Raw genomic sequence first — 12,275 nt, 5'->3', positions numbered from 1 at the left:
AGCAGAAATGCGCGGGGTGCTGAGTAGCCCGGCCGGTCGGCCACCGAAAAATCCGGGTCAACCGCCGGAAATGCCGAGTTCGGCCTCGTGGATCTTAGCTCGCTGGGCCTCGTTGAGCTCGTGGGAGTCCAGCCAGAACTCGGGCAGATGCGGCCGCTTCTCTCCGCCGGCCCGCCCGCGCTTACCTTCGGCCGCTTCGGGATAATCTTGGGGCAGATCTAAGCGGCCAAGCTGCCGGCGCAGATCGTCGAGCGAATCGACTAACCCGAGATCCCGGCGCGCTTCGCCACCTACCGAGAATCCGCGCAAATACCAGCCAACGTGCTTGCGCATCTCCCGCATCGCACGGCCCTCATCGGCAAAATGTTCCACCGACAATTCCGCGTGGCGGACAATCACGTCCGCCACCTCGCCTAAAGAAGGCCGATAGCGAGCTGACCTGCCGTGGGCGGCGGCCACCAGATCATAAAACAGCCACGGGCGGCCCTGGCACCCGCGCCCAACCACCACGCCAACGGCCCCGGTCTCTTCGACCATCGCTAGCGCGTCCTCGGCCTCGAACACATCCCCGTTGCCAAACACCGGCAGATCGGTCATCGCGCGAAGCTCAGCAATCGCTTCCCAGCGGGCCTGGCCCGAATAATGCTGTGCCATCGTGCGGGCATGTAGGGCCAGCGCGGCAATCCCCGCGTCCTCGCACATCCGCGCAACATCGCGGAAGGTCTCGTGATCATCGTCGATCCCGATGCGGAACTTCGCGGTCACGGGCACGGCTCCCCCGGACTCGGCCTCCGCTGCTTTCACCGCGGCCTCAACGATCTCCGCAAACAAATCATGCTTCCACGGCAGCGCCGATCCCCCGCCTTTGCGGGTTACCTTTGGAACCGGGCAGCCAAAATTCAGATCAATATGATCAGCCCAACCATTACCAACCAACAGCCGCACGGATTCCGCAATCGCCGCCGGCGCCACGCCATACAGCTGGATCGACCGAACGGGATCTCCCATATCCGGCTCGATCATCCTCATGGTTTCCGGCGTACGCTCGATCAATGCACGCGAGGTAATCATCTCGCACACGTACAGTCCAGCAGGCGCATAGCTCCCCGGTCTGAAAGAGGGTATTTCTGAAAAGCCCTGATCAACCTGCGAAGCGTTGCGCCCATCTAGGCCAGTTTGCCTCAGCGCGCCAACGCCCAAATCAGCCAACGCCTGCTCACCGAATTCGCGGCACAGCTGACGAAACGGCGGGTTGGTCACGCCGGCCATTGGCGCAAGCATCACCGGCGTGCCAAGTGCTAAGTTGCCGATCCGCACAGCCAGCGGCCAATTTTCAGAGCCGTCACCTCGCGGCCCGGCCACCACCCCGGGCCCGGCTTCAAGCTCAGTCAGCCCGGCCACACGCCCAACCAGCCCAGCCACCCGCTCGGGCGCCCGTGGAAAGTTACTCATTTCGCCAACACCCGCTTCGCCGGAGCAACGGGAGCCAGCCACGTGGCAATCGCCGTCGTCATGGGAATCGCAAGCACCAGCCCAATCGACGCCACGAGCGTCCGCACAATCTCCTCGGCAATCTGCCCCACCGTCATCAAATCCAAAAACCCGCGATCCACCAGGGCTGCGCTCATCAACAGCGGCAGCGAGGTCCCAACATAGGCGAAGGCCAGCGTGTACACGGTCGAGGCAATATGGTCGCGCCCGATCACCATGCCCTGGCTAAAAACCCTGCGCCGGCTCGCCGCCGGATTCGCTGAATGCAGTTCCCACACTGTCGAGACCTGCGTGATCGTCACGTCATTGAGCGCACCAAGCCCGGCGAGCACAATCCCGGTGAGCAAAATATCGCTCATCTTCAAATACCCAAGCTCGCCATACAGCGCGATCGCATCGCCCGAAAGCGTGCCGGTCAGGTTATTGGCTTCCACCGCCCAGGCCGCCAGCACGCCGGTGATAATCAGCCCGCCAAACGTTCCGAGCACGGCCGTCGTCGTTCGAATCGACACGCCGTGCGCAAGATAGATCGAAGCGAACATCATCGCCGAGGCGCCCACGATCACCACGAGTAGCGGCTCCTTGCCCACCATGAGCGCCGGCAGCATAAACGCTCCAACGACGGCGAGCGAGGCGGCCAGGCCGGCAAGCGCGGCAAGCCCTTTCACGCGGGCCACGAGCAGCACGACGAACACGTACAGCACGAGCAACACAGCAAGCGGAAAATCACGCACGAAATCCACGAAAATATAGGGCGTGCCCGTGTCTAGTGCGGTCGGGTTAAACATGGCCGTGATGCGATCGCCCACGTCCAACCCGTTGTCCACGATGTCGAAGGGCACGTGCACGGGCACTTCCACCCCGTCCACGTCCATCAGCACGCGAGTCTGGCCCAGTTCGTCCATCTCCGCCACCGAGGTCACCTCGCCGACGGCCATCTCAACGCCCGGAGCCGTCAACTGGACGGAGCCAACCGGCGTCTCCCCGCGCGGCCACAGCATCGCCAGCCCAACGATCGTCAACACCGCTATCGGCACCACGATCGCCGCCAAAATCAGCTGGACCCGCCGCCGATCCTTCGGGGCAAGATCGAGCCGGCCCGAATGCGAATGCGCATGCGAGCCGGCCCCAACTGGTTGTTCACTCACTAGCAGCCCACGAGCTTACCGGCCAGGTAGGTCTTCACCTCATCGACCGGGATGCGCACCTGCTCCATCGTGTCCCGATCACGGATGGTCACGGCGTTATCGTCCAGCGAATCGAAATCCACGGTGATACAGAACGGCGTTCCGATCTCGTCCTGGCGGCGGTAACGTCGGCCGACCGCACCGGCGTCGTCGAAATCAACGTTCCAGTGCCGGCGCAGCTCGGCCGCGAGCTCCTTGGCAAGCGGCGAAAGCTTTTCTGAGCGAGACAGCGGCAGCACGGCGGCCTTGACCGGCGCGAGTCGCGGATCGAGCTTGAGCAAAACGCGCTTATCCACACCACCCTTGGTGTTCGGCGCTTCGTCCTCGGCGTAGGCCTCAACGAGGAAGGCCATGAGAGAGCGGGTCAGCCCGGCGGACGGCTCAATCACGTATGGAATGTAGCGTTCGCCGGTTTGCTGGTCGAAGTATTCGAGCTTCTTACCCGAGGCCTCCGAGTGGTTGGTCAAATCAAAATCGGTGCGGTTGGCGATGCCCTCAAGCTCGCCCCACTCGTTGTTCTGGAAGCCGAAACGGTACTCGATGTCCACCGTGCGCTTGGCGTAGTGCGAAAGCTTTTCCTTCGGGTGTTCGTACAGGCGCAGGTTCTCGGGGTCGATACCAAGATCTGTGTACCAGGATAGACGCTCGTCGATCCAGCGCTGGTGCCATTCCTCGTCGGTTCCCGGTGGCACGAAGAACTGGATTTCCATCTGTTCGAACTCGCGGGTGCGGAAAATGAAATTACCCGGCGTGATCTCGTTGCGGAAGGACTTGCCGGTCTGGCCGATGCCGAACGGCGGTTTCATCCGCGCGGAGGTCATGACGTTTGCGAAGTTCACGAAAATACCCTGCGCGGTTTCCGGGCGCAGGTAGTGCAGCCCGGCTTCGTCGTCGACGGGCCCCAAGAACGTCTTGAGCAGGCCGGAAAACGCGCGCGGCTCGGTCCACTGGCCGCGAGTGCCACAGTTCGGGCACGGCACGTCGGCCATTGCGACGTCGTCTTCAGCGACGTCGTTCTTCTGCGCATACATCTCCTTCAGCTCATCCTCACGCAGGCGCTTATGGCAGCTGAGGCATTCGACGAGCGGATCGGAAAAGGTTTCCACATGCCCGGAAACTTCCCAGACTTGGCGCGGGAGGATAATCGAGGAGTCCAGGCCGACGATGTCGTCGCGGCCCTGGACGTTGCGTTTCCACCACTGGCGTTTAATGTTTTCTTTAAGTTCGACGCCGAGTGGTCCGTAATCCCATGCGGAACGCGAACCGCCATAGATTTCGCCCGACTGGTATACGAAGCCGCGGCGCTTGGCGAGGTTGATCACTTGATCGAGACGCGAAGGTGCCGGTTTGGCCACTGTTTCGCTCCTTTCTTTTCCACATCTGGATGATGCGGACGAACTTGCCGCGACTGGCTGCCGCAGCATGCACCGGAAACCCGGTGGCCATAAGGTCGCAACTATTCTAGGCGGGATCGGCTCAACCGCCCTAATAGGAGCGTGTGGAACATGCCACCACCCCCGTATCTAGTTGACAATGGCTCTCAGTTACTAAAGACTGCATAAATGAATACAAAGAAGATTTTAGGGCTGTTTTTTGCCGGCGCACTCGCGCTTAGCGCGTGTTCTGACGCCACCGAAGAAACCGATGGGGCGCCTACCAGCGGCTCCGATGAAACCACCGCGACCGAGACGATCAGTGTAACGACGTCGTTCTACCCGCTCACGTTCCTAGTTGAAGAAATCGGCGGCGAGAATGTTGAAATCACCGATTTGACTCCGCCGGGTGCCGACGCGCACGGCGTTGAACTTTCACCGCGCGAAGTTGCCGATCTGGAAAATTCCGACCTGGTGCTGTACATCGAAAAGCTTTCCCCAGCGATCGATAGCGCAATCGAAGCTTCCGAGAAGGAAGCTGTGAACATTGGCGAGTACGTGAATCTGCTCCCCTACGAAGAGCTTGGTGGCGATCCGCATCACCACCACGACCACGAGGGCGATGACCACGCCCACGAACACGACGATCACGACCACGACGGCGATGACCACGCCCACGAACACGACGATCACGACCACGACGGCGATGACCACGCCCACGAACACGACGATCACGACCATGGTCACGACCACGATCACGGCACCCACGATCCGCACTTCTGGACAGATCCGAACCGTATGATCCTCGCGGCCGATCAGGTGGCTACCGAGCTGATCGCGCTCGATCCGGATAACGAGGAGACCTACACGGCAAACCTCGATGCGGTGAAAGAACGCCTCCAGGCCATTGCCGATGAGCTCGATTCATTCAACGGTCTGCAGTGCCGTACCGATACCTTCTTGGTCTCACACAAGGCATTTGCTTACCTCGCACTCGAAGGTGGCCTCAATGAAATCGGCATCGCAGGATTCGATCCAGAGATTGAGCCCTCCCCAGCACGAGTACGCGAAGTGGCTGAACTCGCGGAAGAACACGATCTCGATACCGTATTCGCAACCTCCGACGGCGAAGTCAAGACCGCCACAGCGATTGGCGACGAGGCGGACCTCGCCGTCGAAATTCTGGATCCAGCCGCAACCCAACGTAATCCGGACATGGACTACATTGAGGTGATGGAACAGAATCTGGAAGTCCTGCGTAAGTCGATGGGCTGCTAACACGCGGTGGGCACAGCAATCAGTGCCAGCGGCGTCCACGTCGAACTGGGTTCAGCGCACATCCTGCTTGGGATTAACTTTGAACTTCAGGCCGGGCGCACGCTAGCAATCGTTGGCTCGAATGGCTCCGGCAAGTCCACACTTTTGCGTGCGCTTGTCGGGGCTATTCCCATGAGCGCTGGGCGCATTGAACTATTCGGCAAGAATCTGGCGTCTCGGCGTAGCGTTGAGTGGGGCCGAATCGGCTATGCGCCGCAGCGGGTCACAGCGACGTCGGGGGTCCCGGCAACCGCGCTCGAAGCCGTTACCGGCGGGCTGGTTTACGGAAACCGGCTGCGCCCACCACGCGGCGCCAAAGAAAAGGCGTTGGTAGCGCTCGCCAAAGTTGGCCTCGACCACCGAGCACACGAATCCGTGCAAACCTTCTCCGGTGGGCAACAGCAACGCATCCTCACGGCACGCGCCCTCGTTCGCGACCCTGACATGATCGTTTTGGATGAACCCTTCGCGGGCGTCGACGCCGATTCTCGGCAGGCCATCTTAGAGGTTCTGCGCGGGCAGCAAGCCGAGGGTAAGACCCTGGTTCTTGTATTGCACGAAGTGCATGAATACCTCGAACTTATCGACGAAGCGCTCATCCTCGACGCCGGGCGGGTACGCGAACACACCACGGAGATCGCCGACCTGCGCGGCTCCGGCTATCACGCTGGCGCGAGCGAAGCACCGCACTTCCGCTCGCCCTACCTGGAAGGACCCCTATGATCATCGCCGAGATGCTCCAGTCAACACTGATGCAACGAGCGCTGATCGTCGCCTTCCTCGTAGGCCTGTCCGCACCCGTCGTCGGAACCTACCTCGTCCAACGCCGATTGACCTTGCTCGGCGACGGTATTGGGCATGTCGCGCTAACCGGCGTCGCTCTAGGCTGGCTTGCCGCCTCCGCTGCGGGCGTTGCCGACCGAGACGCCTGGGCAGTACCAGGCGCGATCGTCGTCTCAGTTCTCGGGGCTCTCCTGATCGAATGGATGCGCACGCACGGGCACGCATCTGGCGACGTCGCACTCGCAATCTTGTTCTACGGCGGCATCGCCGGCGGCGTGTTACTGATCGGGATCGCCGGCGGAACGACGTCGAACCTCAACGCCTACCTGTTCGGGTCAATCTCCACAGTCACGCGCATGGATACAATCTTGACCGTCGTTCTAGCCGCGTTCATACTGGCAATCGGTCTTGGGCTGCGGCCCGCGCTTTTCGCCCTGTCCTATGACGAGGAATTTGCGCGCGCATCCGGACTGCCAACCCAACTACTCTCGGTACTCATATCGGTCACGGCCGCGCTCACGGTAGCAGTCGCCATGCGGATCGTTGGGGCTTTGCTCGTGTCTGCGCTCATGATCGTGCCAGTAGCAATCGCCCAGACCGTAACCCGCTCGTTTAAAACCACGATGCACGCGGCGATGGTCATCGGCGTCGTGACTGCACTTACTGGGCTGACGATCACGTACATCAAACCGTGGTCGCCGGGTGCGACAATCGTCGTGCTCATGGTGACGATCTACGGGCTGGTGGCTCTGCTCAGGCCACTCCTGTTGCGCCTAACGAGCCGGCCACGCCACTATCACCCCCATCCCAACGGCGGCTCGTCCACGGTAGACTCAAGGCATTCAGATTTCTGAGCCTCATCGGCCAAAGATTGGACGTGACCACGCGTGAGAATGACCCGCCAACGCAGCGCAATTAGCGAACTGCTGCGTGAAACCGACGAATTTTTGCCAGCCCAACGCATTCACGAACTCCTCGTCGAACGCGGCGAAAGCGTAGGGCTCGCAACCGTTTATCGCAATCTTCAAGCAATGGCCGAACACGGCAGCATCGACGTGCTCAGGCAGGAGAATTCAGACGTTCAGCTGTTTCGGTATTGCGAACACGACGGGCACCACCATCACTTAATATGCAGATCTTGTGGGAAAACCGTTGAGATAACCATCGATGAACTCGAGTCCGTCACAGAGGAAGTCGCTAAACAACACTCCTTCACACAAGTATCCCACGATCTGGAAATCTACGGACTTTGTGAGGAATGCGCGCCGGCTAGTGCCTAGGAAAAATACAGGGTGTCGCGTACAGTAGCGATGTGGCTAACGTGATCGACCCAATCATGGACTTCATCAACAACGGACCAGTCGTGTTCGTTTACCTGTTCCTGTTCTTTGGCGCTTTTACGCGTGCGCAGACGACGTACTGGATCGGCCGTTACATGGGCAAATTCATCATGACTCGCGGGCGGCCGGATGGCGGCTGGCGCTTGCGCTTGTATAAGCGGATTCACGCGCCTTCAACCGAACATGCGATCGAAGTGTTGCAACGGCGAGGCTGGCCCCTGATCCCCCTGTCGTTCTTGACCGTTGGCTTTCAGACCTTAGTACAGCTGAGCGCGGGCCTGATCCGCATGCGTTGGCCGCGCTACACTCCCGCTATGATTCCTGGCGCCCTGGCTTGGGCGCTCATTTATACGACGATCGGATGGGCGGTGTGGTCTGCTGCGATTGGCGCGGTTGCTGGCTCGCCTATCGTTGTCGTCGGTGCGATTGCGCTGCTAGTGGTGTTTTTCGTGTGGCGTGCTCGGCGCGGAAATCGTGCGGTAATCGCGGCGATCTCGAAGGATGACGGGGCCGGGGATAGTACGGGCTCGCAGAGTGAAGATATGAGCGGCGGCGAAACTACAAAGCCTGGGGATATTGAAGAGGCTGGCGAAGCTGTAACGCTTGGCGGAGATAGCGGCCGTGATAGCGACGAGACTCACCCGCAGGTTGCTATCGATGCCATTCGTGACGCACGATAATGCCATGGAAGATTTCCCTGTCAGATTGCCGATTAAGCTTGGCCAGTTAGTCAAGCTCGTGAATTTTGCTGAGAGTGGCGCGCATGCCCGTGACCTCATCGAGGCTGGCGAGGTGTCCGTAAATGGTGAGGTTGAGACTCGCCGTGCCCACAAGCTCGAGGCCGGCGATGTAGTGAGCGTGGGCGGGTACTCAATCCGCGTCGTCGCTCAAACCCGCTAGCACCCAGCACGCGGCTGCACTTCCTAGCGGCAAGGCGCCTGTTTCCAAACCGGGCAGGAATCACTCATAAGGAGGACGTTAAACGTTCCCCGCATAAGTGATTGGTGCCCCCTTTGCGGAAGGCGGCCAAGCGGAGCACCAAACGGGTCACAACACCCCTCGATGGGTGCTCCCTATGCCGATTGGTGCTCCTAGAAGCAAACAGGCGTTGGTACTCGCAGCAACAGGAACGGGCCCTGACGGCAGAAGGACACGCCATCAGGGCCCGCTAGCGCGTGGGCCGTTACCGAATCACGCAGTCCCGCCCGAGCAGCACCCTGAGGTCGGTGTACAAGCTGGGCTCGGGTGCAACCGAGTACTCGTCGGCGAGCTGCACGACGGTCGTCTTATTCCCATTCTTCACATGCACTCGCACGGCGGATTGGCCTGGATAACGCCCGAGCACCTCGGCAAGCCTGTCAAGCCTGGCCGAATCACACATACGCTCATCTATCTGCAAATCCACGGGCAGATCCATATCAAGATCACCCGGCGGCGGCACGAACATCGACTTCGCATAGAGCGAGAGCGGCTTATCTTCCTGAATGGAAACTGTCGCATCCACCACGACCACGCTGTCAGGAATCAGCATCGACGATACCTGCTGATACGTGTTCGGGAAGAACAAGATTTCAATCGGACCGGTACGATCTTCCAACGTGACCGCCGCCCACGCCTTTCCTCCATTCTTCGTGATTCTCGTCTGAACGGAGGTAATCAGCCCGGCAATCCGCACAGGCTTGCCGTTGGTAACCGCTTCCTCATCGTGAAGGTCAACAACAGTGGTATCAGCAACTCGCTTAAGGAAATTCTCGATTCCCGAAAGCGGATGATCCGACACATACAAGCCCAACATTTCCCGCTCAAAATTCAGCTTTTCCTGTTTATCCCACTCCGGAATATCCGGCACGGAGACCTCAAAGCCTTGCCCCTCAGCCTCATCGCCACCCAAAGCGGCAAACAAATCGAACTGGCCCGCGGCCTCATTGCGTTTGACTGGAGTCACCGAATCAATCGCCTCATCAACGATCGTCACCAAGGCACGCCGGCTCTCACCCAGGCTGTCAAAACCGCCCGCCTTAATCAGACATTCGATCGAGCGCTTATTGCACGCTGACAGCGGGATCTTGTCCAAGAAATCCTGGAAGGAAGTAAAGCGCCCCTTCTCTTCACGCGCCTTAATAATTCCTTCCACGACGTTCGTTCCCACGTTCCTCACGGCCCGCAACCCGACGCGAATCTCGTCGCCAACAGCCGCATAATCTGGCGCCGAATCGTTCACGTCTGGTACAAGAACCCGAATTCCCATCCTGCGGCATTCAGCCAAATAGGTGGCAACTTTCGTCTTATCCGACATCTTCGACGTCAGCAAAGCCGCCATAAACTCGGCCGGGAAATGCGCCTTCAAATACGCGGTTTGATAGGAAACCAGAGCGTAGGCCTCCGAATGCGATTTATTAAACGCGTAGCTCGAGAACGGTAAGAGTACGTCCCAGAGTGTCTTGATTGCTTCCTTCGAATACCCATTTTTTTCCATGCCGTCAGAAAAGCTCTGGAACTGCTCCTGCAGCACGGCAGACTGCTTTTTACCCATGGCCTTACGCAAAATATCGGCTTGGCCAAGGCTAAAGCCCGCAAGTTGCTGCGCGATACGCATCACTTGCTCCTGGAACACGATCAAACCGTGAGTCGATCCCAGAATCGGCTCCAGCGCCTCTTCGAGCTCAGGATGAATCGGAGTCTTTTCCTGCAAGCCATTCTTACGTAACGCATAATTCGTGTGCGAATTCGCGCCCATCGGGCCTGGGCGATACAGGGCAGAAACAGCCGAAATATCGGCAAAGGTATCCATCTTCATTTGCCGCAGCAAGGTTCGCATACCCTCGCCATCGAGCTGGAAAATTCCTAGCGTTTCACCGCGCGCGAGCAGCTCGTACGTCTTCTTGTCATCCAGCGCGAGGGTGTCGACGTCCGGCGCTTCCTTACCGTTTTCCCGAATATTCTTCAGCGCGCCCTCAATAACCGTCAGATTCGACAGCCCGAGGAAGTCCATTTTGATCAGGCCCAGATCCTCGCATTCGGGATACTCAAACTGAGTCAGGATCAGATCGTCCTTCTTATTCTTCATCAGCGGAATGACGTCCGTCAGCGGTTTGGAAGACATAATCACAGCACAGGCATGAACGCCCGTTTGGCGCGTCATTCCCTCGAGCCCGCAAGCAAGCTCATAAACCTTCTTCGCATCCGGATCACCCTCGATCATCTCCCGGATCTCAACTGCTTCCGCATAGCGCGGATGTTCCTTATTGAACAGATCCTTCACAGGAATATCGTTAGCCATCACAGCGGGCGGCATCGCCTTCGTCAAGCGCTCACCCATCTCATACGGATAGCCAAGCACACGGGCCGCATCTTTCAACGACTGCTTGGACTTGATCGTACCAAAAGTCACTACCTGAGCGACCTTGTCATGCCCATACTTATTTTCGACGTATTCAATCACCTCATCGCGGCGCGAATCGTCAAAGTCAATATCAAGATCGGGCATCGAAATACGTTCTGGATTCAAGAACCTCTCGAACAGCAACTCGTGCTTGATCGGATCAAGCTGGGTGATCTCCAGAGCATAGGCAACCATCGAACCGGCACCCGATCCACGGCCCGGCCCCACCCGAATCCCCTGCGAGCGCGCCCAACGAATATAATCCGAGACCACCAAGAAGTAGCCGGGGAATCCCATCTGCACGATCACGTCAACCTCGTAGTCCGCGCGCTCACGCACATCGGTAGGAATCTCCGAACCGTACCTGCGATGCAAACCGGCGTTGACCTCGCGCACAAACCACGAATCTTCGCTCTCCCCCTCAGGTACGGGGAATTCGGGCATGTAATTCGCATCCTCATCAAAACTGACATTGCAGCGTTCGGCCACCTCCAGCGTGTTCTCACACGCGCCATCGACATGCCCGAACGTGTTCCACATGTCCTCGGCCGTGCGCAAATAGTAGCTCGAACCATCGAAGCGGAAGCGGTTCGGATCATTCAAAGTCGTGCCAGAATTCAGCGCCAACATCGCTTCTTGAACCGTGTGCTGATCCTCGGTCACATAGTGCGAATCGTTCGTCGCAAGGAGCGGCGCATCAAGTTTTTTCGCAATCGAAAGCAAATCATCGCGAACCCTACGCTCGATTTCGATCCCGTGATCCATCAGCTCGAAATAGAAATTCTCCTTGCCGAAAATATCTTGAAACTCCCCGGCAGCCTTCAGCGCCTCCTCGTACTGGCCTAGGCGCAAGCGCACCTGAATCTCCCCCGACGGGCACCCGGCCGTCCCGATCAGGCCCTCGTGATACGTCTCCAGCAGCTCACGATCAATTCGCGCATAGTTGCCGATCGTCCGATCAATCGACGCAATCGAAGCCATCCGGAACAAGTTGTGCATGCCCGTATTATTTTCGGCCAACAACGTGAAATGCGTGTAAGTGCCGCGGTTGGAGACGTCGTCGGAACGCTGGGCTTCCGTACCCCAAAACACGCGCGTCTTATCGTGGCGCGAGGTTCCCGGCGTCATATACGCCTCAAGCCCAATAATTGGCTTGATACCAACCTTGTTGGCAGCTTTGTACAGCTCGTACGCACCGTGTAAATTACCGTGATCCGTAATCGCGACGGCGGGCTGGCCAAGCGCCGCAACCTCGGCTACCAGCTTGTCAATTTTTGCCGCGCCATCGAGAAGCGAGTAGTCGGTGTGAACGTGAAGATGCACAAAATTCTTAGCCATGCACCCAGTCTATTGACCGCCTCCGACACTTTTTGATCCCGCCCTGTGATCTATGCACACCGGC

General features: G+C 58.8%; 10 protein-coding genes. 6 read left to right on the top strand and 4 right to left on the bottom strand.

Going from position 1 to position 12,275, the window contains the following annotated elements; translation table 11 throughout:
* Positions 1-57: 57 nt before the first annotated feature.
* The 3 genes from dusB to J2S70_RS08085 form a co-directional block, all read right to left on the bottom strand.
* Complete coding sequence (gene dusB / locus J2S70_RS08095) at positions 58-1,281, bottom strand: tRNA dihydrouridine synthase DusB (RefSeq protein ID WP_307683398.1); 1,224 nt, start codon at positions 1,279-1,281, stop codon at positions 58-60.
* A 167-nt stretch (positions 1,282-1,448) separates the two neighbouring features.
* Positions 1,449-2,639 (bottom strand): YibE/F family protein, encoded by a 1,191-nt coding sequence (locus J2S70_RS08090; RefSeq protein ID WP_307683214.1) that lies wholly within the window; start codon positions 2,637-2,639, stop codon positions 1,449-1,451.
* The gene (locus J2S70_RS08085) at positions 2,639-4,033 is read right to left on the bottom strand and encodes a glycine--tRNA ligase (protein WP_307683213.1); all 1,395 of its coding nucleotides are present in this window, start codon (positions 4,031-4,033) and stop codon (positions 2,639-2,641) included. The genes J2S70_RS08090 and J2S70_RS08085 overlap by 1 nt, the downstream gene beginning before the upstream one ends.
* Positions 4,034-4,240: 207 nt before the next feature.
* Here J2S70_RS08085 and J2S70_RS08080 point away from each other — a divergent pair, with 207 nt between their 5' ends.
* From J2S70_RS08080 to J2S70_RS08055, 6 genes are read left to right on the top strand one after another with little or no spacing between them, the layout of a single operon-like run.
* Positions 4,241-5,329, top strand: coding sequence for a metal ABC transporter substrate-binding protein (locus tag J2S70_RS08080; protein WP_307683212.1), 1,089 nt, complete (start codon positions 4,241-4,243; stop codon positions 5,327-5,329).
* Positions 5,330-5,335: 6 nt separating this feature from the next.
* Positions 5,336-6,091, top strand: a complete 756-nt coding sequence (locus J2S70_RS08075) for a metal ABC transporter ATP-binding protein (protein WP_307683211.1) — start codon at positions 5,336-5,338, stop codon at positions 6,089-6,091.
* Positions 6,088-7,005 carry a metal ABC transporter permease gene (locus J2S70_RS08070; protein WP_307683210.1) on the top strand — a complete coding sequence of 306 codons (918 nt, stop codon included), beginning with the start codon at positions 6,088-6,090 and terminating at the stop codon, positions 7,003-7,005. The genes J2S70_RS08075 and J2S70_RS08070 overlap by 4 nt, the downstream gene beginning before the upstream one ends.
* 39 nt (positions 7,006-7,044) lie before the next feature.
* The gene (locus J2S70_RS08065) at positions 7,045-7,431 is read left to right on the top strand and encodes a Fur family transcriptional regulator (protein WP_307683397.1); all 387 of its coding nucleotides are present in this window, start codon (positions 7,045-7,047) and stop codon (positions 7,429-7,431) included.
* A 32-nt stretch (positions 7,432-7,463) separates the two neighbouring features.
* Entirely contained in the window at positions 7,464-8,171 is a 708-nt protein-coding gene (locus tag J2S70_RS08060; protein ID WP_307683209.1) for a DedA family protein, read from the top strand.
* A 4-nt stretch (positions 8,172-8,175) separates the two neighbouring features.
* Positions 8,176-8,391: an RNA-binding S4 domain-containing protein gene (locus J2S70_RS08055; RefSeq protein ID WP_307683208.1), complete on the top strand. Its 216-nt coding sequence runs from the start codon at positions 8,176-8,178 to the stop codon at positions 8,389-8,391.
* Positions 8,392-8,674: 283 nt separating this feature from the next.
* On the opposite strand, the gene dnaE is transcribed toward J2S70_RS08055, so the two are convergent.
* Positions 8,675-12,211, bottom strand: a complete 3,537-nt coding sequence (gene dnaE, locus J2S70_RS08050; protein WP_307683207.1) for a DNA polymerase III subunit alpha — start codon at positions 12,209-12,211, stop codon at positions 8,675-8,677.
* Between the last annotated feature and the right edge of the window lie 64 nt (positions 12,212-12,275).

The sequence above is a fragment of the Trueperella bonasi genome, assembly GCF_030811535.1.
GTDB classification, from domain to species: domain Bacteria; phylum Actinomycetota; class Actinomycetes; order Actinomycetales; family Actinomycetaceae; genus Trueperella; species Trueperella bonasi.
The sequence above is the reverse complement of the archived record's forward strand: the minus strand, read 5'-3'. Positions and strand labels throughout refer to the sequence as shown.

What these genes read in the sequence shown, in the direction of transcription:
- dnaE (WP_307683207.1), bottom strand. Translation starts at nt 12,211, where the DNA reads ATGGCTAAGAATTTTGTGCATCTTCACGTTCACACCGACTACTCGCTT.
- dusB (WP_307683398.1), bottom strand. Translation starts at nt 1,281, where the DNA reads ATGCTTGCGCCAATGGCCGGCGTGACCAACCCGCCGTTTCGTCAGCTG.
- J2S70_RS08080 (WP_307683212.1), top strand. Translation starts at nt 4,241, where the DNA reads ATGAATACAAAGAAGATTTTAGGGCTGTTTTTTGCCGGCGCACTCGCG.
- J2S70_RS08070 (WP_307683210.1), top strand. Translation starts at nt 6,088, where the DNA reads ATGATCATCGCCGAGATGCTCCAGTCAACACTGATGCAACGAGCGCTG.
- J2S70_RS08055 (WP_307683208.1), top strand. Translation starts at nt 8,176, where the DNA reads ATGGAAGATTTCCCTGTCAGATTGCCGATTAAGCTTGGCCAGTTAGTC.
- J2S70_RS08065 (WP_307683397.1), top strand. Translation starts at nt 7,045, where the DNA reads ATGACCCGCCAACGCAGCGCAATTAGCGAACTGCTGCGTGAAACCGAC.